Source organism: Pseudomonas sp. SJZ077, assembly GCF_007993905.1.
In the GTDB taxonomy this organism is placed as follows: domain Bacteria; phylum Pseudomonadota; class Gammaproteobacteria; order Pseudomonadales; family Pseudomonadaceae; genus Aquipseudomonas; species Aquipseudomonas mandelii.
Window position 1 is genome coordinate 67,551 of sequence record NZ_VIUJ01000027.1, and the last position, 23,246, is coordinate 90,796.

The following is a 23,246-nucleotide window of genomic DNA, read 5'->3' on the forward strand; positions in this document are numbered from 1 at the left end:
GGTGATTTTTGCTTCTTTGGTTAATGATTGGAGATCGTATGACTAGGGTGCGCAGGCCTATTCCGACCATATTTTTTCTGGTTATGGCGATAAAAATGTTCGGCCAGACGAGAGCCTTTCAGGCCCTCTCCAATTGCCATACATCTTTAAACTAGCTATTCGCTTGAGGACTTGCTTGTCCGTTGCTTACCTTGAACCGATCCACGCTGCTCGACGCAAAGCGTGAGTTCCATGATGGCGGCCTCAAAGGCAAGCTGGTTTTGATAGATCTTGAGTAGCAGGGAAGGGAGCAGATCTGAATTTGGCATCGCGAATCCTCCGTCGAAGAGATCGGCGTAGCAGCACGAAAGTTTTTAGGACTGGAAGATCTTTCTAGTAGGGCAGAGCAATCCGCAGACCGCACAGGTTTTGATCGGTAGTTCACTCTTCTTCAAAACGACTCCCCGGCATCCAGTTTGGCGAGCAGCTTCTGGCCACGATCCCAGAGTGCTTGCTGCTTGGATTCAGTCATACGATCGAGGTTTTTATAGACCATGCCCATGCGCTGGTTGCTGCGCAAAAGGTCGCCGTGACGCATTAGAAAATGCCAGTAAAGCGAATTGAAAGGGCAGGCGTCGTCCGTCGTGCTTTCACTGACTTTGTACGCGCAGTTACGGCAGTAGTCGGACATACGCTTTATATATTGGCCACTGGCGCAGTAAGGCTTGGAGCCCAGGTAACCACCATCGGCATGCATGACCATGCCCAATGTATTGGGTAGCTCGACCCAGTCGAATGCGTCCATGTAGATCGCCAGGTACCAGTCGCAAATCTGGGGCGGCGCGATGCCGGCCAGCAGTGCAAAGTTGCCGGTCACCATCAGCCGCTGGATGTGGTGGGCATAGGCATGTTTCAAACTTTGGCCGATCGCCTGGCCCATGCAGTTCATCTTGGTGTCACCTGTCCAATAGAACTCTGGAAGCGGCCTGCTGTTGCCAAAAAGATTGCCGCCGGCGTAGTCGGGCATTTTCAGCCAGTAGACGCCGCGTACATATTCACGCCAGCCAATGAGTTGACGGATAAAGCCTTCGGCAGCGTTTAATGGAATGCTGTGCGCCCAGTAAGCAGCCTCGACGTCGCTGCACAATTGACGCAGATCCAACAGGCCAATATTCAGCGCGGCGCTGATCCGCGCGTGGAACAGGAAGGGTTCATCACTGGCCATCGCATCCTGGTAGTCGCCGAAGGCTGCCAGACCCCAGTCAAGGAAGTAGTCCCACAGCGCTTGGGCATCGGCGTGAGTCACCGGGTAGTCAAAGGTGTCGAGGGCGCCGTAGTGGCTGGAAAAGTTTTTTGCAACCAGCGCCAGCACGTCCTGGGTGATGGCATCGGCCGAAAAACGGAGGGGTGAGGGGGCTCTAACGCCTTTAGGCAGTGCCTTGCGATTTTCGGCATCAAAGTTCCAGGCGCCGCCGACCGGGCTGCCATCGCCGTTGAGCAACAAGCCACTCTTGCGTCGCATCTCGCGGTAGAAGAACTCCATGCGCAGCTGCTTTTTGCCTTCGGCCCAGGATGCAAATTCGAATCGGGTGCAGTAAAAACGGGTATCGGTATGCCACTGAATCGCCAAGCCGCAATCTTTGAGCGACTGCTCCAGGCGCCAGTCACCGCATTCTGTCAGGTGCAACTCATCCGGCTGCAGCAGCGACTGCCAGCGCCGTAACTCGCCTGGCACCGAGCCGCTATTTTGCGGATCATCGAGCGTGACGTATTGCACGCGAATGCCACGCTGCTGCAATGCCTCAGCAAAGTGGCGCATGGCACTGAAGATCAGTGCGATTTTTTGCGGGTGATGGGGCACATGACTGGCTTCCTCCATCACTTCGACCAGTAAAACCGTATCACGCTCGCTGTCCAGCCCCTTCAATGAGGCCAGGTCAAAAGACAACTGGTCGCCCAAAACCAGGCATAGTCGGTGAGTCTTATTCATTCGACAGAGTCCAACGGAAGGTGACTCACCAAGGCGCAGTCAGCGAGAAAGGAATGCGTAACGGCTCAATGCGCCCTTCACGTGAGCCGCACATCTCGTCATGGACGCACTGCTGAACAAGCACGCAGGGGAATGGCGGGACAAACTGCAACAACTCACGCAGGTGATTGATGGAGCGAAGGTGCATAGGCTTCGCTGTATCGTCCAGCAACGTGAACTGGCCGTGATCCAGCCCGACTCGCGCCAGATAAAAACCGCCTTCCAGAGACAGCAGCTCCAACTCTCGTACTTCGCCATTGGCGGCCCGTTCGGTCAACGCTTGCAGATTCAAGGTTCACTCCCTGCCTACCACGGTAGGCGTTCTCCGTTATAAGCAAAGAAATCGCCGCTGTCGGCAGGCGCCAAGCGGTCAATCAGTGATAACAATTCGCGGGCAGCGAGGCTTGCAGGCCTGGCGGCAGAAGCGCCTTTAAAGGGCTGGGACAGGCCCGAAATGACCGTGCCTGGATGAAGACTCAGCAAGCGTGTCTGAGGGCGTGTTCGGGCTAGTTCAATCGCAGCCGTTTTAATCAACATGTTCAACGCTGCCTTGGAGGCGCGATAGGCATACCAGCCGCCCAGACGGTTATCGCCAATACTGCCGACCTTGGCGGAGAGCACGGCCATTGCGCCGCGAGCGTCAAGCAAGGGCAAGAAGTGACGCAAAATCAGTGCAGGCCCGAGTGTGTTGACTTGGAATATCGCTTGAAGCGCATCTGCTTCAATAGAGGTGTAACTTTTTTCAGGCTTGATGTCTTCGCGATGAAGCAGACCGGCAGCATGCAAAATCAACTGATACGGGGCTTCTTCGGCTAATTCGGCGGATGCGCTGGCGATGCTGTCGGGCTTTTCCAGATCCAATCCTGGAGCACTATTGCGCCCCAGCTCACGAACAAACGAGCATCGTGGATCTTCGTTGAGCAATTCACAAAACGCCGTGCCGAGCGCTCCACTGGCGCCTATCACCAAGGCGCGGTAGCCGTAGCCGAGTGAGTTCATCTCAAAGGAACTGTTCATTTTGCCTCTCCCACACCTTGTACGGATTTTGGGCCTTAACTGCGTCGCCCAATCAGTTGCAGGAACTCGAGACGCGTAGCGGATGACTCGCGAAAGGCCCCCAGCATCACTGAGGTCGTCATCACCGAGTTTTGCTTTTCCACGCCCCGCATCATCATGCACATGTGCTTTGCCTCAATGACCACGGCCACGCCGGCCGCATCGGTGATGTGATAGATGGCATCAGCAATTTGTTTTGTGAGGTTTTCCTGGATCTGTAAGCGGCGGGCGAACATATCGACGACTCGGGCGACCTTTGATAGACCCAGTACCCTTCCTGTGGGGATGTACGCGACATGAGCCTTGCCGATGAAGGGCAGCAGGTGATGCTCACACAATGAATACAGCTCGATATCGCGCACGATGACCATTTCATCGTTTTGCGATTCGAACAGGGCACCGTTGGTCACATCTTCCAGACTCATCGTGTAACCGTTGCAAAGGTATTGCATCGCTTTGGCTGCGCGCTTGGGCGTGTCCAGCAGTCCTTCACGCTCAGGGTTCTCGCCTACGGCGACGAGAATTTCACGGTAATGTTTGGCTATTGATGGGTTCATTTAGACTCCTCGCAGCCATGCTGCGCTTCATGTGGCGGCAATCCTTGGCAGTAGGAAAGTGCCTGCTGCGCACCAGAAAACACGTTGTGCACCCGATCAGCTATGACCCAGTTTCTTCGTCGGGCCAATGTCAAAGCGAAGCGTTCTAGGGCTGCTTTGTTTTCAACGTGGGCCGCTCGTCTGGTGCGGGTTTTGACTCCGGCACCCCGCAACGGTCATCCACACAGCGGCGGCGGCCATCAGGGTGAGGAAGCCATGCCAAATGGGGGCGTAAGCGGCAGAAGCAGCGATAACCTAAAGCAAGCAGCGGTCGGATGGCACGCCATGTCAATGGCGCAGCCCAAAACCCCAGGCCTGCGGCTCGCCAGCTCCACAAGGTGGCGTCCAGACCGGTTACCCAGCGGCCATCGGCGAAACGGGCGTGCAGCGAGGACTGCATTTGCTCGAAAGTGAACCCGAGTGCCTTGGCGTCGAACGCACCGCTGCTGATGTCAATAAAAAGCAGTCGACTCTCTGTGGCGTGTCGATTCAGGATCTTGATTTCACGCGCACACAGTGGACATTGACCGTCGAAGTACAGCGTCAGTGGCCAACCCTTTTTATTGTACATTTCTAGCGACCTTGTATAGGTTTTGTACAAGATATGCTGAAAGAAAAGGACTGACAATGGGCACGATTCATTTGGCTGTTACGCTCAAACTGGAGGAGCGGCTGGTGTTCATTCGAAGGCTGCACTTTTTCCCTGAGTTTTTTGAGCCAGTTCGTCAATGGGCTTCGAGTCGGGGACGGAACAGCAATCCAGCCGGGCCTGCACGGATCGCGCATGTCGTTTGACCGCTAATCACCCTAAGGGAATACCCCATGAATTTTTCAAACACCGTGCAGGAATTTCGTCAGTTCGTGCCCTGTACCGATGCGTTTAAACGTGTTCGCGTGCAATGTGAACACATTATCCGCTCCGGTCCCGAGCACGCAGAAATTCGTTCGTGATGGCGAGTTTGGTCGAGCACATGTGCTGTTTTATGAGGATCAGGAGGTGAGTCCGGAATTTGCGCATCAGGTCAAGGCGCAATTGCTAGTCTAGATGGACAGCATTGAAACCTCGCTCAGGAGCGCGGACGAACGTGTGCGCTGTGCGGGTATCGCACATTGCTGTGAAGCCAGTGTTTGTGGTTCCGCAGAGGGCCGAACGCGCGCGTTATCCTGTAGTCCCAGGTTTTGTATTGCCGTTAAATCCTCCGCAGATTTAATCTATGTCATTCCATGGGTTTCGATCTTGTGCCGCTTGTCTGCATTCGGGGGGCAGGGCCGCCCCTACGGCTTACCCCCCTCGACAACCGAGCAGGTGAAAAGACGTCGAACTGGAGTCCTGCTTTGCACAGTTCGTCCGGCGGTGCACCCTCCAAAAACAAATCAGCCGCCCATACTGATAATGCAGGGGAGGTCAGGATGCTGCTGCCGCCTTGCCCGGCGAGCCAGAAAAAATTTTCGTCCTGCGGACTGAAACCCACGACCTGCCGTTTGTCTGGAGCGAAGCTACGCAGTCCTGCCCATTTATGGGTGATTTGAGTGATGGGCAGTGTCGTTGATTCCGAGAGATAATGTGCCGCATAGGCGATGTCCAGTTCCTCGGGCTTCGCAAGGGGATTTAGGCTAGAGAGTATCGCGTTCAGTTACTTGGTTGATGTCACCCACCTCATGGATAACGCCAATCAATGCTCGCAGGCCGGCTGGCAGGTGACGATGGCCCGAGTAGTAGAGCGACAATCCCGGTGCCGCGGTTGACCATTGCTGCAGTACTTTTACTAAACGGCCGCTAACCAGATCATCCATAAGGTACCACTCGGGGAGTTGAGCAAGGCCCAGGCCCAGGCCTTGCCTAGCTGCCTCCAACATCAGGAGAGGAGTGTCCAGTGCTAATTGACCGAATACATCGACCTTCAGCTTTTTACCCTTATCAACGAACTCCCATGGTGAAGGAATGCCGCTAGGAAGCCGGGCACGAATACAAGAGTGCTGCTCAAGTTCATTCAGATCGGCTGGCCCTGGATGTTTGTCTAAGTACTCGGCCCCGATAAGCCATCAAAAACTCGATGGTGCAAGCTTGAGCCAGCAAGCGAAGTATTCCCCCAAAATGACTAATCAGAAAATCGCAACAATTCTGGCGGTGTCCCAATAGTAAGCGTCTGGGTGCTCCAGACATAACTGCTCAGCAAGCCGCTATCCTGAGAGAATCATCGCACAGGTGTTAATCCACTTAGCTTGATGGCTGTCCTAGCAGCCTTTGAGCTCAGGTATTTCAACAGCGCTGCTGCCTCCTTTTGCTGGACGCCACCAGTGGTGATGGCTGCTGAGTACATCGTCATTTTCTGCACCTGATCTGGAATAAGCCCTATTACATCAATGCCTTCCATGTGCATCAGTTTGCTCAATTGTTGGAAGCCTACCTCCGCTTCACCGCGGGCGACAGCTTCTCCGACTGGCTCGGCGGAAACCGTTCGGGTCTTGATCTTCAACCTTTCTGAAATGTGCATTTGAGGGAAGAGAATACGTGACAGATATGTTCCGCTGGACGTATCCGATAGAGCCAGGGACTTGGCGTTGAGTAACGTTTTCTTGAAGCTCTTCATGTTGCTTATATCGGGCTTTTTAGCGCCTTTGCGGACGGCCATGGCAATGAACGACTTGCCAAGATCGATTCGACTCGCTTTTTGCAAATGACCTTGATCTATCAGCTTTCGCAGCTCCCAGTCCTCCATGATTACAACATCCGCATTTTCACCGCGCACCAACCGATTTGTGATTGCCATGGGGGTATTGCCGGTAGGTGGGGACTCTTTGATGATGAGACTGAATCCCGTCGCTTTTTCATAAATGGGAGCTATGGATTGAATCGCCGCGATGAAGCCTCCGGTCGTAAATAGGGTAAGTGTTTTGGTGGGAGTGGCATCCTGAGCCTTGATGCCATCGGCAAATAAAAACAAGCAAGCCAATGCGAGCCTCGATAAGGTCTTCGTCATGACGGGATATCCTGAATCCAGCGTAGAAACGAGGTTTAGCAGTGGAGACGCAAAAAAATAGTCACTTTTCAAGCAATGTCGAAATTAAGGCGGGTTAAGAAAAATTTAGTTTACCGTCCGATGCTCCCTACCTAGGCTGTACCAATCTTGAAAATTTACGGTGCTTGGAGCTTGCTTGAATTTTAGGTTTGCAATCGTTGTGTGGAGTAAAAATGAATCGCGCGCTGGTGATAGAGGACGATGAGGTTACAGCCAAGGCTATTGTTAACACGCTGACCTCCCATGGGTTCGATGTTCTATGGGCGGCTAACGGTCGTGATGGATTATCAGCGGCGATTTCTGGCGGCCATGATGTGATAACGCTTGACCGGATGCTGCCTGATTTTGATGGTTTGACGATAATCAGCACGTTACGAAACCTCGGTATTCAGACGCCAGTCTTGATGATCAGCGCATTGTCCGATGTCGATGAGCGGGTCAAAGGGCTTCGTTCGGGTGGCGATGACTACCTGACCAAACCTTTCTCTACGGTCGAAATGATCGCCAGGGTGGAAGTGCTGCTGAGGCGTCCGGCTGCGGGTGTAAGTGAGCGTCGATTGAGTTGCGGCAACCTCCATATAGATCTCATCGAACAATCACTCAGTCGCGCGGACGTGCAGATTTCGCTTCTCCCAACCGAGTTCAAACTGCTCACTTATTTCATGCGCAATGCGGGTCAGCTGGTCACTAGAACCATGCTTTTTCAGGCTGTTTGGGGGTATCACTTCGATCCTGGTACGAACATTATTGATGTCCATATTGGTCGGCTGCGAAAAAAAATCGAAGGTAGCGGCTCCCCCTGCATTCAAACAATACGCGGTTCTGGCTATGTTCTTGCCTCCCAGGAATGAGCGCTGGCGTTCTTCCAATAGCCGCCTTATCAGGCTTTATGCCTTGTTTTTTATCGCTTGGGGAGCCGTTTTTACAGGCGTGCTTTATTGGAAAATATCTACCTATCTTGGGGTTGTTGCCGAGCGTACGCTGATGCAGCGTGCCCACTATTACCAAAAAATTGATGATGCAAGCCTGGAAGGCGAATTGGCTGCCAGTGAGGTCTATTCGACTTCTGGGATTGACGCCTACGGCTTGTTTGAAGCCGACGGCACCCATGTCGCCGGTGATCTGCTCCGATTGCGAGCAAGTCTGCCAGATGATGGCCAGGTACATTATCTGGAGCGAGGCTTGAGCATCGCATTGCCACGAGAACAAACCCGAAGTAGCCATGCGTTGATGCAGCATCGTGGCGACGGTCGAATTTTGATCTTGTCGCGAGATGGGGGGTCTATCTCCGCAGTCGGCGGCATCATTGAGCAGGCATTGTTTTGGGGATTCTCTCTTACCCTTATCCCTGGGCTGATAGGTTGGTGGCTATTGAGGCGACGGCCACTACGCAGAGTACAGCGACTTCAACGCTGCACTGAAAGCATCGTCTCGGGCAACCTCGGTGAACGCCTGCCGCTCTCTTCACGCCGCGATGAGCTCGACATGTTGGCCAATGCCGTCAACGTGATGCTTGAGCATATAGAACAGCTTATGCACGAGGTTAAAGGTGCGTGTGATGGTATCGCGCACGATCTGCGCACTCCCTTGACCCGCCTGCGTGCTCATCTTTACCAGCTACAGCAGTTGCCCCTCGATAGCTCCCATGCAGAGACCTTGGATATGGCGTTGGAGGAAAGTGAATCCATCATGTTGCGTTTTCAGGGGTTGCTGCGGATTTCTGAACTTGAAGATACAAGGAGAAGGTCAGGCTTCGAATCGTTCCAACCCGCATTGCTGCTGACACAGGCACACGAGTTTTTCGAGCCCTTGGCACAGGAGCAGGGGCTAACACTGCTCCTTGATCTATCTGACGATTTTCCGGCGTTGTCGGGTGATGTTTCTCTTCTGTTTGAGGCGCTGGTTAACCTTTTGGATAACGCTATCAAATTCACCCCCGAGGGCGGTGTGATCCACTTGAGTGGCTCTCTTGAGCATAGCTCTCTCAATATTGAGGTCTCGGACAACGGCCCTGGGATACCGGAGGCAGAGCGTGAAAGCGTGATTCGCAGGCTTTATCGGGGAGATTCTACTCGACAGCAACCAGGGCATGGATTGGGGCTTTCTCTGGTATCGGCGATTGTTCGGTTGCATGGTTTCGTACTACGCATCCAAGAGTCACCGAGCGGTGGAGGAGCCACTGTATCGATTATCTGTCCCTTGCCCGAGATGATCATCGCCGACGTCTAATTAAATTTATTTTAATCTGGGTTAATTTGAGCCTTCCCAAGTCCTCCTCTAGTCTGGCGCGTCTTTCTGCTGATCCGAGGTTGGCGCTTGTGAAACACCATCAATTGCGGCTTACACTCATTCTTGCGTGTTCTTTTCTGACACCAGTTTGGGCGGCTCCAATATCCACCCCGAGTCCTGTCTCACCGACTGCCCAAGCGATGATCCCGGCACCACCGCAATTGAGCGCTAAATCCTGGGTACTTATGGACGCAGCGACAGGCACGATTATTGGTAGTCAAAATGCTGATATGCATTTACCGCCGGCTAGCTTGACCAAGTTGATGACGGTGTATGTCGCTACCAATGAGATACAGGCGGGACGCCTCAAGGCCGACGATCCGGTTACTGTCAGTGAAAATGCTTGGAAAACCGGTGGTTCTAGGATGTTTCTTGATCCTGGCGCCGTTGTTCCAGTGCATGATCTACTGCGCGGTGTGGTGATCGACTCCGGCAATGACGCTAGTGTGGCGCTGTCTGAACATATAGCGGGTAGCGAAGATGCATTTGCCGGGTTGATGAATGTTACAGCGAATAAGCTTGGACTGACTGACACGCACTTCATGAACCCTACAGGCCTGCCGGCACCTGAGCACTATTCCTCGGCTCATGATATGGCCCGGCTTGCGCGGGCGATCATTAATGATGAATCCGCTTACTATTCGTTGTACGCGCACAAATATTTCACCTGGAACAACATTCGCCAACCTAATCGCAACCTTCTTCTCTGGCGCGACCCAAGTGTTGACGGGCTCAAAACTGGCCATACGGAGGAGGCCGGATACTGCATGGTCACTTCTGCTCTTCGTGATGGGCGGCGTCTTATCAGTGCCGTATTCGGCTCTACCACGCTGAACAATCGCGCAGAAGACACTCAAAAAATACTGAAGTACGGCTTCCGCTTTTTCGAGACGAAGACTTATCAGCAAGGCGGGCAGGTATTAGCGAGGCCGCGACTGTGGAAAGGTGAGAAAAACGTAATTTCTGTTGGATTACTCGATGATGTGACATTGACGCTGCCCAAGAATAGTAGTCGCAAGGTGGAAAGCCGCCTGCACATCAATAACGCTCTGGAGGCTCCTATTGCCGTCGGTGACGTAGTCGGAAGCTTCGAGCTGTATGACGGCGAGAATAAACTTGCAACGCGGTCTCTCATCGCATTAGAAGCGGGAGAATCTGGTGGTTGGTGGACGCGTGCCTGGGATGCATTCCATCTTTTTTTTGCAGGATTGTTTGATGTGCAGGACGATACCGGAGAGGTAAAGGCCTAAATCTGAGCGGGTGATTTTTTGTCGTGATAGACCTCACTGAAAACCCCCTCATGGTTCCCACCAATATGACGTGGCGGAGTGGCGAAACCATCCGGTTATCTCGGTAGCCTCGATGCTAAGAAAATATGTCTAAATGGCTTGCAGCGCCAGCTCGTCATGTCAGCCGTCACAGATAGGGAATGCTCACCGGGCAGTCGCTTCCGTGCAATTCATATCTAATACCGACCCTACGGGAAAGTGTTAGCTGCACAATAGGTCTCCCTGAATTACACTCGAATTTGCTGAGGGACCAGCCCCATCCGAAATACAAAAAGCCCGGCTTCGCGCCGGGCTTTCTGTTTCTGTCGTTCTGCGCAAGGATTTAGCCTGGGCTGAAATCACTACACATATGTCATATCAACTTATGGTTAATCGTTCTAGATGTCGCTTATCCGCTGGAACGTGAATGCTCCCAGCGCAGTCATGGCAAGCACGGTTACGACGTGAAGCGAGATAGCCCCAATTGCAGGAATAAACCGTTCTTTGTGGCTTAACGTAGCCGATCCTGCCGAGGCTAGTGAGAAGACCGCGAGCCCTATGCAAAAGCTTGTGATGATCGCAAGGTGCCAGCGAGGAAAGAGCAGCGGCGAATCCGCCCAAAAGCCGATGGTCAGGCCAATGAAGTACCCCCCAACTAAATTCGCTACGAGCGTTCCTGCGGGCACGCTCGGAAACAAATCCTTGAGCTTCGCCCCCAAAATACTGCGTAGCCACCCTCCAAGCGATGCGCTTATGGCGATGGCCACTAATGTTCTCACCAAGCTGACGAACTCCTTGCAGCTCTAGGGGCTGAGAGCTTATGTACTGAAGGAAAGGAATTGGTTATCCAAAGCGACCTGTAATGTAGTCTTCCGTCTGCTTCATTTTTGGCATGGTGAAAATCTTATCGGTCACATCATGCTCAATCAATTCGCCCATGAACATAAAGGCGGTGTAGTCCGACACCCGTGCCGCTTGCTGCATGTTGTGGGTCACGATGATTACGGTGTATTGCTCTTTCAACTCAGTAACCAACTGCTCTATGCGCCCGGTGGATATCGGGTCAAGAGCGGAAGTTGGCTCATCTAGAAGCAATACTTGGGGGCGCAAAGCGATGGTGCGGGCTATGCACAGGCGCTGCTGTTGACCACCCGAAAGGCTCTGTGCACTTTGTTTGAGCTTGTCCTTTACCTCGTCCCAAAGCGCAGCTCCATTTAACGCCTGCTCTACGCGCTCATCCATTTCACGACGGGAAAGTTTTTCATGGTGACGCACGGCGTAAGCGACGTTATCGTAAATGGACATCGGAAACGGTACCGGTTTCTGGAAGACCATGCCGATATGGCTACGCAGGCGGTTCATCGAGTAACTAGGCGCGAGAATATTCTCTCCGTTGAGCAGCACCTCACCCCGCGCTTCCTGCTTCGGGTACATGGCGTAGATACGGTTGAACACCCGCAGTAACGTCGACTTCCCGCAACCTGACGGCCCAATGATTGCAGTGATACGTTTCTCTGGAATATCCATATCGATGGAGTTCAGAGACCGCTGGTTATTGTAAAAAAACTCCAGGCCACGAACGCGAATTTTAGTTCTTTCGTCGGCAAGGTCACGGCTATTCATCAGGTCAACCTATTGCGTAAAAGGATCAAGCGGGACAGTAAACTGAGTACCAGTACAAACAAGGTCAGCACCAATGCACCAGCCCAGGCTAGGGAGTGCCAGTCATCGAATGGGCTCATGGCGTACTGGAAAACCACTACGGGCACGCTGGCAATCGGTTTCAGAAGATTGCTGCTCCAGAACTGGTTGCCGAACGCTGTAAACAACAGCGGCGCTGTTTCACCGGTGATTCTCGCCAGTGCGAGAAGCACCCCGGTCACCACGCCCGCTTTTGCCGCTCGCAATACGATTTGCAGAGTCAGTTTCCATTGCGGGACGCCTAACGCCAGCGCGGCTTCCCGCATGGTTGAGGGTTGTAACTGAAGCATCTCGTCAGTGGTTCTCACCACCACTGGAATCACCAATAGCGCCAGTGCCAGAGCGCCGGCGATAGCGGAGAAGCCAATCTGGTGATTAGTCAGTATGTTCAACGGCAAGATGACGCCGGTGTAGATGAACAGCCCCAGCACAATGGATGGTGCCGACAGCAGAATGTCGTTTATAAAACGGACGGTGGTGCCTAGACGCGAGTGTCGAGCGAATTCCGCTAGCCAGATTCCCGCCATCAAGCCAATGGGCGTCCCGATAAGCAGGGCGATACCGGACATCAGGGCGCTGCCATAGAACGCATTTGCCAGCCCACCTTCCGTACCGGGCGGCGGCGTCATCTGCGTAAAGAGGCGAAGATTGAGTGCCTGAAATCCGTTGATCACTGTGGTTAGTAGAATCCAGACCAGCCAGATGAGACCGAACGCAGTGGCACCGCAACTGAGCACCAATGCAAGTCGATTCTTGAAAGCCCGAATTTGGTAGAGACGTTCGTTGCCGGTCATAGACCCTCCCTGCGTGAAAGCCGCATGAGCATGAGTCGTGCTAGCGCCAGTACGATAAAGGTGACGACAAACAGCAGGAAGCCCAGTGCAATCAGCGCCGAACGATGCAGGTCTGTATAGGCTTCGCTGAACTCGTTGGCGATGACTGACGCAATGGAGCTGCTTGGCATCAACAATGAGGCGGAGAATTGTTGAGCATTACCCAGCACGAAAGTCACCGCCATGGTTTCGCCCAATGCGCGTCCGAGCCCGAGAAAAATTCCTCCGACAACCGCTGACCGCGTGTAAGGCAGAACAATGTCCCAGACCACTTCCCAAGTAGTGCTACCTAGCGCGTAAGCAGACTCCTTGAGGGTTGTTGGAACACTACGAAACACCTCATGCATGACAGAGGTGATGAAGGGCATGATCATGATTGCCAGCACAATACCCGCTGTCAGCATGCCAATCCCTAAGGGTGGGCCCTGAAATAGCGAACCCACCAAAGGAAGCTCACCCAGATAGTCATTGATCCAAGGCGATAGATGCTCTGCCATGAACGGGCCGAATACAAAGAGCCCCCACATGCCATAGATAATCGATGGAATTCCCGCGAGCAATTCAACCGCCGAGGCGACGGGCATCCGCAACCAGGGCGGAGCTACTTCAGTGAGAAAAATCGCGATGCCAAAGCTGACAGGAACCGCAATCAGCAGTGCCAGTAAAGAGGTCACCAAGGTGCCGTAAATCGGTACCAAAGCACCGAAGTGATTGTTGACGGCATCCCACTCAGTGCTTGTCAGAAAGTCGAGACCGAAAGTCTTGAATGCAAGACTACCGCCCCAAAGCGTCGAGGCGGCGATGCTCACCAGTAGCAACAGCACCAGCATTGCGGCGCCAAGCATTGAATGCTTGAACCAGAGATCATGACGCTGATCGCGAGCCGCACGCTTATCACTCGTAACGTCGCCAACGTGGAGGGTCATGGTCAAAGGTTGGACTGTGTCGTTCATCATACGTCTACTCACAAACAAACCCCTTCGCCAGGCAAAACTTGCTTGAGGAAGGGGTTTAAGTGTTGCTGAATCAATGGGCGAATTCAGACTTCCAGTAACCTTCGATACGTTTCACCAGAGAGTCGGGCAGGGCTACATAGTCCAGCGCCGAGGCCTGTTGCTGGCCTTTCTCCAGCGACCATTGGAAGAAGTTGAAGGCCGCTTGGCTTTGCTCGGCATTCTTCGGCTGTTTGTACATGATGATCCAGGTGGTCGCCGTGATCGGCCAAGCGCTATCCCCGGGCGCGTTGGTCATGATCAGGTTGAAGTCTTTGGCGTTAGCCCAGTCCGCAGTGTCGGCAGCCGCTTGGAACGCTTTGGCATTGGGCTGAATGAATTTCCCGGCGGCGTTCTTGAGCTGTGCGTGAGTCATCTTGTTTTGCAGGGCATAGGCGTACTCAACATAACCGATTGAGTTTTTGATCTGCTTTACGTAGGCCGAGACACCTTCGTTGCCTTTACCACCCACACCAACCGGCCAAGGCACAGTCGTGCCGAAACCGATTTTCGATTTCCAGCCATCACTCACTTTGGAGAGGTAGTTGGTGAAATTGTATGAGGTGCCAGAGCCGTCAGAACGGTGGACGACGGTGATTTTACTGTCTGGCAGTTTCATGCCTTGGTTCAGGGCGACGATGGCCGGATCGTTCCAGACTGTAATCTCACCCAAGAAGATTTTCGCCAGGGTCTCACCATCGAGCTTCAACTGGCCCGGCGCTACACCCTCAATGTTCATCACCGGCACGATGCCGCCAATCACACTGGGAAATTGGCCCAGGCCACCGGCCTTGAGATCATCGGCAGACAACGGTGCGTCAGACGCGCCAAAATCCACTGTTGCCGCTTTGATCTGAGCGATACCGCCACCCGATCCAATCGACTGGTAATTGATACGGTTGCTGGAGCTTTTGCTGTAGTCCTGAGACCACTTGGACAAAACCGGATAGACAAAGCTGGAGCCCGCACCGGTAACATCGGTCGCATGGGCAAGGCCACTCATGCAGAGGGAAGCCAGCAGGACAGACAGGCTTTTTTTAGTCAGCAACATCACGACAACACCTCAATGAAAGGAGTTAAGTGGAGGTATCCACCTATCGGAGAAGTGACGATTTAATTCTTTAAATATTTCTATCCGATGACAGTTTCGGCATTTTCAGAAATATTTTGAAATATGTGTGAATCGAGAACCTTTACTCTTCTGCTCGTCGAAAATGCTCGACAACACCGGTTTACAGCCCAAAGCGCTGTCGTTTGACCCTCGTATGCCGATGTAGGGAAGCCGAATGAGGGACTGTCTTGCTCACAATTAGGCCATGAGCAAAACGCCCAAGATTGCCGTGATGACATTACGCTAGGGCCAGCATTGACGCTGTAGCCAAGGGAGATCTCAACGGGGTTCCATGCCAGCAAGGTTCGCTCAACCCCTATCAGACCCGACTAGAGGCTGAAAGTGAGTGCCAACGTCTCAACCTTAAGCTGTTTCAAGGCGGCCGTACCGAACAGAAACACATTGCAAACAGCCTATCAGGATGGTGAATTATCAATGCATGCCATGCGTGGGTCATTGTTGAGTTTCTTAGTGGCTCAAGAGCTTTTTGATGGCGCCAGGTTTCCCGTGCATGCCAAAACGGTTAATGATCGTCGCGCAGGCGGTTTCAGAATCAGTGCTAGTGCGACCACGATTCCCGTAAGCCTCTCTCACCCGACAAGTGCAGTTTTTATTTCCTGGTCGACTGCTTATCGTAAGCGTCCGGGCAACACTCCTTCCTGATGCCATCGCTTGACCCAAGCGCGCACCGACGAAGATGCCAGCGAAAAGCTCGCCTAAGTGAAAACCCATAAGCGAAAAAAGAACCTGTCATGTGGTGCTCCCTAAGCTGTTTGGAGCGTACGGTTTATTTGTTTAGTCTTACGCTCTACGTAGTTACTTGCTCAGGAGCCCTCGGATGATCAAACCGATAAAGCTGTTACGTCGAGGCTTCGCCTCCATGCGCTGGCGCACTCGCGTAACGCTATGGGTTGCAGCGACCATTGCCGGCCTACTGGTAGTGGCTTTTGCAAGGCTGGCGGACATAGCCCTGGCGCAGTTCGCGCAACAGACTGCTGAGCGCGCATGGCTGCCTCTTATTTACACCCCACTGATCGGCATGCTCGTAGTCGGGCTGACAACACGCTTTTTCGTGGGAGCGCAAGGCAGTGGGATTCCGCAGGTAATCGCAGCGACACGTCTTGCGCGTCAAGGTAAGCCGATTAATAAACTGGTTTCACTGCGTATTGCTTTCGCCAAGATAAGCCTTGGAACTCTGGCGCTGACGGGCGGCTTTTCAGCGGGGCGCGAGGGCCCCTCAGTTCAGGTTGCGGCATCCATCATGCATTTCTTTCACCGCTTCCTGCCCAATGCGCGAATCGTACGCAGCGAGGATCTCATTCTGGCGGGAGGTGCAGCGGGTATTGCGGCAGCATTTAATACGCCCCTGGCAGGGATCGCATTCGCCGTAGAAGAACTGGGACGCAAGCTGGAAACCCGTACGAGTGGCGTTCTTCTCAGCACCATCATCCTGTCTGGGATGGTCGCCATTGCCTTGCAGGGAAACTACAACTATTTCGGTCATTTCGGCATTCAGGACATCAACCTCGACATAGTCATCCCAGCTTTGGTAATCGGAACGGGATGCGGGCTATTGGGTGGTTTGTTCAGCCGAATGTTGCTATGGCCACAGCGTCACCCACGGTTCTTCATCTGGCAGTGGCGACGCCTGCACCCTGTGTGGTTTGCCGGTATCTGCGGATTGATCGTCGCAATATTGGGCTGGCTAAGTGGCGGAATGTCCTTCGGTAGCGGATACGGTATTACCTCTCAGGTCATCGCATCCGATGTTGTCCTGCCATGGCATGCCCCCATTACGCGCTTCTTAGCGACCGTAGTGACCTACTTTTCTGGTATCCCAGGAGGTATTTTTGCCCCTTCGCTCGCTGTAGGGGCAGCAGTCGGCGCCAATACCGCAGAGCTTTTTCATCTGGCCGCGCAGCCCACTATTGCACTCTGTATGGTCGGTTTTCTGGCTGCCGTTACTCAGTCACCAATCACCTCCGCAATCATCGTGATGGAGATGATTGATAGCCACAGTATGGTGATCAGCCTAATGGCGGTAGCCTTGATTGCCAAGGCGGTCAGCTCAAGAATGGGCCCTGAGTTGTATCAGCAATTGGCGCGAGGCTTTCTCGAGAACGCAGAAACTGCCACCACGCCAAAGAATCCAACTCGATAGGCCTTACGGTGTCATGGTTCTAGCCAGTGAGTTCAGCTGATCCTTCTCATGCTGCAGAGTTAACGTAATATCTGCACGAGTGATCAGAAGAGCCACGTGCCTGTCGCATGCATCCTTAAAGATCGCAGGGTTTATTTCAGCGAGACTGATTAGGGCTTTTAACACGCGAAGGTTAACTTCTAGCAAAGCTGCACCATCCCTGCTGATGGGGGCAAAAAAATCATCGAACAGATCATCAACCGTCAATCCTCGGAGAAAGATCTGTTTACATCCTTGGTTTGTATGCGAGCCAGGTCCGTGAGGCTTGCTCCAGCAAGTTAAAGTTCTCACTCCCCGGCCAATGACATCGATGGCTGTCCCAGGGTCGTTCACCGCAGGCGACAGAGCGCGAGAAGCGATTTCCGAAAGCACGCAAAGTCCGAAGCGGGGATCATTTTCAAAGGTTCGTCGGACGCCGATGGTCAGAGTCGCTAGAACCTTCTCTCTTGCAGTATCGGTATCACAAGCCATCGTGTTGCCCATGCTCACGATGTGTAGGAGTGGCATTCCCTCGTGCACAAATGTCCCCGGAAGCACCTCTAGATAAACCTGGATTTCAACGTCCTGCGCGATAGCTCCGAGCGCGAACACATCGATATGTTGCACATAGCCTGTTAGCTCACTTTTGACTGTGATTGCGCTAGGAGGTAGCGACAGATCGGTCGTGTAAGCTGAGCCGCCTAAGTAGGGCCACTGAATTCGTTGAGTGATTGCCTTTATCGCAGCCTTCTCGACGCGGTCGATGGTTTCTCCCACCCTTCCGAGTTTTGACAAGTGATCGATCCAGCGCAGGAGGGTGTAAACGATCAGGATGACCACAATTATCGTCACTGCGAACAGCAATACTCGACCTTGCGTGCCATAGGCGCCCGTGCTCAATGCGATGATCCCTACCAGGCTAAAGAGAAATGAGCCTATAAAGGTAGCAAGGGCATTTTGGGTCGTGGTGTCTTCCATCACCAGGGTAGTAGCACGCGGTGTCACCCCGCTGCTCGCGGCCCCGTAAGCGGTAACCATCGTACTCAACGAGAAGGTTGTGACGGCCAGCATGCTGGAGGCAATGATGCCCAAAATATTGTCCACGGCATCCGCGCCGATGCGAGCCGACAGTGATTCAGGGATGAAGTCTTTGAGCACCACAGCGAGCAGTGCGGTCGCTACTCCGAGAACTGAAAACAAGGAGGCTCTGAACCACAGCCTCTTTGTCAGTTGGCTTATTACCCAGCGCCAGCGAGCGATCATGTGCAATCCTTCAGTGACTACATCAATTGAGCACCGGGCGGCGCAGAAGTTTATTCGTAATGTCGATGGTAGTTTGCGCGCTAGCTAACAACTACATCTTCTGGCCTTTTTAAGGTTTCAGGCAGTGGAGCTACACGACAAGGGTTGAAAGCAATAATGCCTAAGAGTGCAACATAATGTTACTGGTTGGTCGCGCTACCCTGACGGCAGCTTCGCAACTATCGGCGCATCGGTATCGCAAACAAAAATACGGTCCATGCCGTTTGTGTGTGGCGGCAGAGGAGGGGAGCCATTCGCGATGCCCCGAGTCTTCGACTGCTAACCACGATGGTTACAGAACTTTCACTCAAATCGACAGCCTACTGTTAAGAGCGGATGGATGCCGTATTTTGCGAAGGCCGCTGCCGCCCACTCGGCTTGAATTGCCTTAATCTTATAATCTGATAGAAAGTATCTGATAGGCTTTTCGGGCGAGCAGCAAATTTCAACGTACGCCTTTTGGCGATTTTTTCCTTCCAGCATACCGAGGTTCCATGCAAGCCGAGATGCAGGAGATCAGCGACCATCTCTATCGTTTTTCCCCGTTTGATCAACTGCCCAGGGAGTCGGTAGATGCTATGGCTCGGCGAGTTGATGTGCGTTACTTCAAGGCCGGTAGCGACATCTTGGAAGCGGGTGCCGTTATCCAGGATTTGCACTATGTGCGCAGCGGCGCAGTGGAGATATATCGACGCAATGGTGAGCTTTACAACCGGCTTGTCGAAGGCGATATCTTTGGCCAGGCAGGGCTCTTGCGCAGCAACAAAGTTCGTTTTCCTGCGAGAGCGCTTGAAGACAGTCTGATTTACTACATCCCCGCCGACGTATTCGCCGATCTGTGCGCACAGCATGACGCCTTTGCGGATTTCGTTGAAGCTGAAGGGCACTCCAGGCTTAAGTCTGCAGTCGAGGCGCAGGGCCGGGCGAGCGAACTGATCCAGCTCAAATGCCGGGCCTTGCTGTCACGCTCCCTGGTCTGGGTGACGTCGGATACCACGGTTGGCGAGGCTGCAAAGCTGATGACCGAACAACGCGTTGCCTGTGTCGTGGTTATGTCGTCAGCGGCACTGCAGGCAGGAGAGATCCGGGGGATCGTGACCGACAGGGATCTTCGCACCCGCGTTGTAGCAGTCGGGAGGAACGCCGGCGAAACGCTCATCAGCGCTATCATGACGACCGATCCAGTGGCCATAAATGCTGACGATTCAGGCTTTGAAGCCATGCTTGTCATGCTACGCCGCAATATCCATCACTTGCCGGTTCTCAACAACGGGCTCCCGATTGGCGTGATCAACCTCTCAGATATTATTCGGTACGAGTCCCACAGTAGCTTGTACTTGGTCAACAGAATATCTAACCAGACGTCGGTGGACGGTCTAAAGTCGCTTTTACGAGACCTGCGTGGAACATACATCCGGATGGTGAAGGATGGCGCGACTGCGCACATGATCGGTAGCGCTATTTCAGGTATCGGCAGAGCTTTCACGCAGCGTCTGCTGGAACTTGCAGAAGAAAAACTGGGTCCACCTCCAGTACCTTACTGCTTCATGGTTCTAGGCTCCATGGCGCGCGATGAGCAACTGCTAGTAAGCGATCAAGATAACGCCTTGGTGCTGGATGATCGATTCGATCCCGCCTCGCATGATGCATATTTCCGTAGCCTTGCATCGTTTGTAAGCGATGGCCTAGCCGCGTGTGGATACAGCTACTGTAAGGGCGGAGTCATGGCGACCAACGATCAATGGCGCCAGCCTTTGAGGATTTGGCGCAGCTATTTTGATCAGTGGATCGAAAAACCAAACCCGACAACCTTGCTTAATAGCTGCATTTTTTTCGATCTGGATGGCGTATTCGGCCAGCTCTCGCTAGTGGAAGAACTCAAAGTTCTGTGCGCTCGCAAATCCAGTTCTCACCTCGGATTTCTCAGTGCCATGGCCAGGATTGCACTGAACCGGACACCGCCCCTGGGATTTTTTCGTACCTTTGTCGTCGAGACAGATGGACAACAGAAAAGAATCATCAATCTGAAAGGTCGCGGTACCGCACCGCTCACCGACCTTATTCGCATCCATGCTCTTGCTTGCGGCAGTACTGCGCAGAACTCGTTTGACCGTATCGATGCAATCACTAGCGCTAATATCATGCCGCCCGAAGCACTGAAGCATCTGCGCTATGCGCTGGAGTTCCTCTCCATGGTGCGAATTCGGCATCAGGTAGAGGCGCTGGAGCAGGGAGAAACGCCCAATAACTATATCGAGCCTGAACACTTCTCTAATAGCGAGCGTCACAATCTCAAAGAGGCCTTCCAGGTCTTGAGTAACGGCCAGAATTTTTTGCGCTTCCGCTACCCGTCAAAGGGCCGCACCTCAAAATGAATGGGGTTAAGGTGGAGCCGGCTGACCCGGCGAACTGGCCATTCGTATTCCGGGAATTGGCGCAGAAGTCGGCCAATTCTTGCTTGAGAACGTTTTATCAGGCGGGCGTCGTCTCACCACACACTCTGATTGAAAGCGTGCAATTTCTTGCGATGGACGTAGAGACAACTGGGCTCAATGCCCAGGCTCACAGTATTGTCAGCATTGGTTTGGTGCCGTTCACTTTAAAGCGCATCTTTTGCAGCAAGGCGGAGTATTGGGTGCTAAACCCATCATCAGAACTGAGTGAAAAGTCAGTCACCTTCCACCACATTACCCACGCTGAGATTTTGAATGCTCCCTCGCTCCCGGAAGTGCTGGAACCACTTCTGCAGGCCATGGCCGGCAAAGTGATTGTCGTCCATTACCGCAATATCGAGCGAGAGTTCCTTGATGCAGCACTGCGCAGGCACCTCGGAGAAGGTCTGAGGTTTCCGGTCGTAGACACGATGCAATTGGAAGCCAGGATGCATCGGCAAAAGCAAAGTTGGGCTGCCAGGCTCATGCGCCGCCCGCAGACATCCATACGATTGGCCGACAGCCGCTCGCGTTATAACCTTCCAGCCTATCAAGGGCATCATGCGTTAACTGATGCCCTCGCGACCGCTGAGCTGCTACAAGCGCAGATAGCTACCCATTATTCATCAGCGTCACCTATTGGTGCTCTATGGGACTGACGGCCCAGCACCAAGCGGGGGCGCCCGAAATGCTATGGCGGGAGGCTTCTCAAACGCCTCGAAAGTCTGTCAGGCGATATGCATGATTCTATACGTCTGAGCATGCGTTTATATCGAGTGCTCTGAAGTCCTCACAGCCACATCTTTGCTACGACCCACAGGCACCTCCGCCCCTGGAGTCGATGCAACGTAAACGGTTCGTGATGGGAACGCAAAGCTGACACCTATCTCGTTAAATGCGTCCATTATTGCTAAATTTATGTCTTGCTGAATATCCATATAGATGTTGTAACTTGGGTCTAGCACAATGTATACGACCTCAAATTCTAAGGCGCTCTCCCCAAAACTCCGAAAATGGCATCGGTCAAATCTGGCTCTTTCTTGCTGACTGATAATATGCTCGATTCGTTGTGTTACTTCCCTGGCCTGAAGCGCAGAGCAAGTATAAGTAAGCCCTATTTCAAAGACTATTCTACGCTCCAGAAGCCGTTTGTAATTCTGTATTGTACTCCCGATCATTTCCGCGTTTGCCATAACGATTTGTTCACCGCCCAGGCTACGAATCCGCGTTGTCTTCAATCCAACATGCTCGACAGTGCCAGATAATGAGCCCACAACGATGAAATCGCCTACCTCAAATGGTTTATCTACCGCAATGGACAACGAAGCGAAGACATCCCCTAGAATATTCTGCATAGCCAAGGCTATAGCGATGCCGCCTACGCCCAGACTAGCAACAAACGCTGTGATATTTACGCCGACATTCGAAAGCATCGACAGAACTACTACGACCCACAGGAATACCTTCGCCCCCCACAGACTTAGAGTCGCCAAGGCGCTGCCCTGGAACGTTTCAGAGGCGCTGTGCCGTCTAAAATATTGAGCGAGCGCCAAAGCACAGGCGCGGTTCGCCCACAAGCCGATCTGCAAAGCAGCGACTACGAACCATAGGCTGCTGACTCGTCCTAACCAGCGCTCGGGTAGGTCAAGTACGCCTACACCAACGAGTATCGATGCCAGCAGTAAGAGTGTGTTACTTGTGCCTGAAAGCACTACGACTGCGATATTGCTAACGGGGGCATTTGGTAGGGCTGATATTTTTCGAAGCTTCCTAAGGAAAAAACCAATCACAGTTCTTGCCAAGACGAAACTAAGGGTCGCTAACAAAATAGCGAAAACCCAATTGGCTAACGAGATTCCCAGAAAATCGTAAGTCATAAAAAAATTTAATGTTTCTTGAAACATTCTGACCTCCTTTTTCGAGGTTTAACCCGCCAGCGCGTACTGGGCGGGTTATATAAAGGTTACGGGATGCTTGGCGCCCTCAATAGTTAACTAGCGGGGCTCAGACATCAGTCCCTTCACAAGAGATACGCAGCCCAGAGCCAGCACAAGAGCGAAAGGCAGACCCGTAGATACCGCCATAGCTTGTAGTGCTACGAGACCTCCGCCCAACAACAGTGCAATGGCAATCACTCCTTCTATGACGGCCCAAAATACACGCTGTGGAACAGGCGCATCGACCTTACCCCCTGCTGTAATCGTATCGATGACTAAGGAACCGGAGTCTGAGGAAGTGATGAAAAAGACGATCACCAGAACAATCCCCAAGAATGAAGATATTTCTTTTAGTGGCAGTTCTCCCAGCATGGCGAACAGTTTCAACTCTAGGACAGCATCCTTAACGCCAACCAAGTTTTGCACAGTAGCTTGGTCGATGGCAGTGCCACCAAACGTCGTCATCCATAATACGGACACCACGGTAGGAACTAACAAAACAGAGATTAAGAACTCCCTGAC

General features: G+C 52.9%; 23 protein-coding genes. 7 read left to right on the forward strand and 16 right to left on the reverse strand.

Annotated elements, in window-relative coordinates:
* Positions 1-430 precede the first annotated feature (430 nt).
* From FBY01_RS28440 to FBY01_RS28475, 8 genes are all read right to left on the reverse strand, one after another.
* On the reverse strand, positions 431-1,969 hold the full coding sequence (locus FBY01_RS28440) for a cryptochrome/photolyase family protein (protein ID WP_083376602.1): 1,539 nt from the start codon (positions 1,967-1,969) through the stop codon (positions 431-433).
* Positions 1,970-1,994: 25 nt separating this feature from the next.
* Positions 1,995-2,300 (reverse strand): DUF6482 family protein, encoded by a 306-nt coding sequence (locus FBY01_RS28445; RefSeq protein WP_010460813.1) that lies wholly within the window; start codon positions 2,298-2,300, stop codon positions 1,995-1,997.
* Between the two features lie 14 nt (positions 2,301-2,314).
* Complete coding sequence (locus FBY01_RS28450) at positions 2,315-3,025, reverse strand: SDR family NAD(P)-dependent oxidoreductase (RefSeq protein ID WP_145310482.1); 711 nt, start codon at positions 3,023-3,025, stop codon at positions 2,315-2,317.
* 35 nt (positions 3,026-3,060) lie between these two features.
* Positions 3,061-3,621, reverse strand: coding sequence for a GTP cyclohydrolase I FolE (folE, locus tag FBY01_RS28455; protein ID WP_145310478.1), 561 nt, complete (start codon positions 3,619-3,621; stop codon positions 3,061-3,063).
* A 145-nt stretch (positions 3,622-3,766) separates the two neighbouring features.
* Positions 3,767-4,231: a thiol-disulfide oxidoreductase DCC family protein gene (locus FBY01_RS28460; RefSeq protein ID WP_145310475.1), complete on the reverse strand. Its 465-nt coding sequence runs from the start codon at positions 4,229-4,231 to the stop codon at positions 3,767-3,769.
* A gap of 646 nt (positions 4,232-4,877) precedes the next feature.
* Positions 4,878-5,294, reverse strand: coding sequence for an FAD-dependent oxidoreductase (locus FBY01_RS32375; protein ID WP_145310546.1), 417 nt, complete (start codon positions 5,292-5,294; stop codon positions 4,878-4,880).
* The gene (locus FBY01_RS32380; protein ID WP_145310544.1) at positions 5,275-5,697 is read right to left on the reverse strand and encodes a LysR substrate-binding domain-containing protein; all 423 of its coding nucleotides are present in this window, start codon (positions 5,695-5,697) and stop codon (positions 5,275-5,277) included. Before FBY01_RS32380 ends, FBY01_RS32375 begins: the two co-directional genes overlap by 20 nt.
* A gap of 158 nt (positions 5,698-5,855) precedes the next feature.
* Positions 5,856-6,641: a substrate-binding domain-containing protein gene (locus FBY01_RS28475; RefSeq protein ID WP_145310473.1), complete on the reverse strand. Its 786-nt coding sequence runs from the start codon at positions 6,639-6,641 to the stop codon at positions 5,856-5,858.
* A gap of 212 nt (positions 6,642-6,853) precedes the next feature.
* On the opposite strand from FBY01_RS28475, the gene FBY01_RS28480 reads away from it, so the two are divergent.
* The 3 genes from FBY01_RS28480 (at position 6,854) to FBY01_RS28490 (ending at position 10,219) form a co-directional block, all read left to right on the forward strand.
* A complete protein-coding gene (locus FBY01_RS28480; protein WP_145310471.1) occupies positions 6,854-7,531 on the forward strand; it encodes a response regulator transcription factor in 678 nt (225 codons plus the stop codon).
* A complete protein-coding gene (locus FBY01_RS28485; RefSeq protein WP_145310468.1) occupies positions 7,509-8,909 on the forward strand; it encodes a HAMP domain-containing sensor histidine kinase in 1,401 nt (466 codons plus the stop codon). Before FBY01_RS28480 ends, FBY01_RS28485 begins: the two co-directional genes overlap by 23 nt.
* Positions 8,910-9,046: 137 nt before the next feature.
* Positions 9,047-10,219: a D-alanyl-D-alanine carboxypeptidase family protein gene (locus tag FBY01_RS28490; RefSeq protein WP_372241907.1), complete on the forward strand. Its 1,173-nt coding sequence runs from the start codon at positions 9,047-9,049 to the stop codon at positions 10,217-10,219.
* Between the two features lie 416 nt (positions 10,220-10,635).
* Here FBY01_RS28490 and FBY01_RS28495 read toward each other — a convergent pair whose 3' ends face one another.
* From FBY01_RS28495 to pstS, 5 genes are all read right to left on the reverse strand, one after another.
* Positions 10,636-11,016, reverse strand: a complete 381-nt coding sequence (locus FBY01_RS28495) for a CrcB family protein (protein WP_372241906.1) — start codon at positions 11,014-11,016, stop codon at positions 10,636-10,638.
* Between the two features lie 64 nt (positions 11,017-11,080).
* Positions 11,081-11,860 (reverse strand): phosphate ABC transporter ATP-binding protein PstB, encoded by a 780-nt coding sequence (gene pstB / locus FBY01_RS28500; protein ID WP_145310463.1) that lies wholly within the window; start codon positions 11,858-11,860, stop codon positions 11,081-11,083.
* A complete protein-coding gene (gene pstA / locus FBY01_RS28505; protein ID WP_145310460.1) occupies positions 11,860-12,732 on the reverse strand; it encodes a phosphate ABC transporter permease PstA in 873 nt (290 codons plus the stop codon). Before pstA ends, pstB begins: the two co-directional genes overlap by 1 nt.
* A complete protein-coding gene (gene pstC / locus FBY01_RS28510) occupies positions 12,729-13,724 on the reverse strand; it encodes a phosphate ABC transporter permease subunit PstC (RefSeq protein WP_145310458.1) in 996 nt (331 codons plus the stop codon). Before pstC ends, pstA begins: the two co-directional genes overlap by 4 nt.
* 73 nt (positions 13,725-13,797) lie before the next feature.
* Positions 13,798-14,814, reverse strand: a complete 1,017-nt coding sequence (pstS, locus tag FBY01_RS28515) for a phosphate ABC transporter substrate-binding protein PstS (RefSeq protein WP_178113315.1) — start codon at positions 14,812-14,814, stop codon at positions 13,798-13,800.
* A gap of 402 nt (positions 14,815-15,216) precedes the next feature.
* Between pstS and FBY01_RS28520 the strand changes: the two genes are divergently transcribed.
* Both FBY01_RS28520 and FBY01_RS28525 read left to right on the forward strand, forming a co-directional pair.
* A complete protein-coding gene (locus FBY01_RS28520) occupies positions 15,217-15,537 on the forward strand; it encodes a hypothetical protein (RefSeq protein ID WP_145310454.1) in 321 nt (106 codons plus the stop codon).
* Between the two features lie 175 nt (positions 15,538-15,712).
* A complete protein-coding gene (locus FBY01_RS28525; RefSeq protein WP_145310453.1) occupies positions 15,713-17,035 on the forward strand; it encodes a chloride channel protein in 1,323 nt (440 codons plus the stop codon).
* A gap of 3 nt (positions 17,036-17,038) precedes the next feature.
* On the opposite strand, the gene FBY01_RS28530 is transcribed toward FBY01_RS28525, so the two are convergent.
* Complete coding sequence (locus FBY01_RS28530; RefSeq protein ID WP_145310451.1) at positions 17,039-18,316, reverse strand: DUF2254 domain-containing protein; 1,278 nt, start codon at positions 18,314-18,316, stop codon at positions 17,039-17,041.
* A gap of 533 nt (positions 18,317-18,849) precedes the next feature.
* Here FBY01_RS28530 and FBY01_RS28535 point away from each other — a divergent pair.
* Positions 18,850-20,730 (forward strand): DUF294 nucleotidyltransferase-like domain-containing protein, encoded by a 1,881-nt coding sequence (locus FBY01_RS28535; RefSeq protein WP_145310448.1) that lies wholly within the window; start codon positions 18,850-18,852, stop codon positions 20,728-20,730.
* Positions 20,727-21,446 carry a 3'-5' exonuclease gene (locus FBY01_RS28540; protein ID WP_145310447.1) on the forward strand — a complete coding sequence of 240 codons (720 nt, stop codon included), beginning with the start codon at positions 20,727-20,729 and terminating at the stop codon, positions 21,444-21,446. Before FBY01_RS28535 ends, FBY01_RS28540 begins: the two co-directional genes overlap by 4 nt.
* Before the next feature lie 108 nt (positions 21,447-21,554).
* Here FBY01_RS28540 and FBY01_RS28545 read toward each other — a convergent pair whose 3' ends face one another.
* Both FBY01_RS28545 and FBY01_RS28550 read right to left on the reverse strand, forming a co-directional pair.
* Complete coding sequence (locus FBY01_RS28545; RefSeq protein WP_147213291.1) at positions 21,555-22,691, reverse strand: mechanosensitive ion channel family protein; 1,137 nt, start codon at positions 22,689-22,691, stop codon at positions 21,555-21,557.
* Between the two features lie 90 nt (positions 22,692-22,781).
* A partial coding sequence (locus FBY01_RS28550; protein ID WP_178113313.1) for a BCCT family transporter occupies positions 22,782-23,246 on the reverse strand: 465 nt, incomplete at its 5' end.

Coding starts and splice junctions, on each gene's coding strand:
- FBY01_RS28535 (WP_145310448.1), top strand. CDS start 18,850: ATGCAAGCCGAGATGCAGGAGATCAGCGACCATCTCTATCGTTTTTCC.
- FBY01_RS28525 (WP_145310453.1), top strand. CDS start 15,713: ATGATCAAACCGATAAAGCTGTTACGTCGAGGCTTCGCCTCCATGCGC.
- FBY01_RS28540 (WP_145310447.1), top strand. CDS start 20,727: ATGAATGGGGTTAAGGTGGAGCCGGCTGACCCGGCGAACTGGCCATTC.
- FBY01_RS28530 (WP_145310451.1), bottom strand. CDS start 18,316: ATGATCGCTCGCTGGCGCTGGGTAATAAGCCAACTGACAAAGAGGCTG.
- FBY01_RS28460 (WP_145310475.1), bottom strand. CDS start 4,231: ATGTACAATAAAAAGGGTTGGCCACTGACGCTGTACTTCGACGGTCAA.
- FBY01_RS28545 (WP_147213291.1), bottom strand. CDS start 22,691: ATGTTTCAAGAAACATTAAATTTTTTTATGACTTACGATTTTCTGGGA.
- FBY01_RS28475 (WP_145310473.1), bottom strand. CDS start 6,641: ATGACGAAGACCTTATCGAGGCTCGCATTGGCTTGCTTGTTTTTATTT.
- pstC (WP_145310458.1), bottom strand. CDS start 13,724: ATGAACGACACAGTCCAACCTTTGACCATGACCCTCCACGTTGGCGAC.
- FBY01_RS28440 (WP_083376602.1), bottom strand. CDS start 1,969: ATGAATAAGACTCACCGACTATGCCTGGTTTTGGGCGACCAGTTGTCT.
- pstA (WP_145310460.1), bottom strand. CDS start 12,732: ATGACCGGCAACGAACGTCTCTACCAAATTCGGGCTTTCAAGAATCGA.
- pstS (WP_178113315.1), bottom strand. CDS start 14,814: ATGTTGCTGACTAAAAAAAGCCTGTCTGTCCTGCTGGCTTCCCTCTGC.
- FBY01_RS28480 (WP_145310471.1), top strand. CDS start 6,854: ATGAATCGCGCGCTGGTGATAGAGGACGATGAGGTTACAGCCAAGGCT.
- folE (WP_145310478.1), bottom strand. CDS start 3,621: ATGAACCCATCAATAGCCAAACATTACCGTGAAATTCTCGTCGCCGTA.
- pstB (WP_145310463.1), bottom strand. CDS start 11,860: ATGAATAGCCGTGACCTTGCCGACGAAAGAACTAAAATTCGCGTTCGT.
- FBY01_RS28485 (WP_145310468.1), top strand. CDS start 7,509: ATGTTCTTGCCTCCCAGGAATGAGCGCTGGCGTTCTTCCAATAGCCGC.
- FBY01_RS28450 (WP_145310482.1), bottom strand. CDS start 3,025: ATGAACAGTTCCTTTGAGATGAACTCACTCGGCTACGGCTACCGCGCC.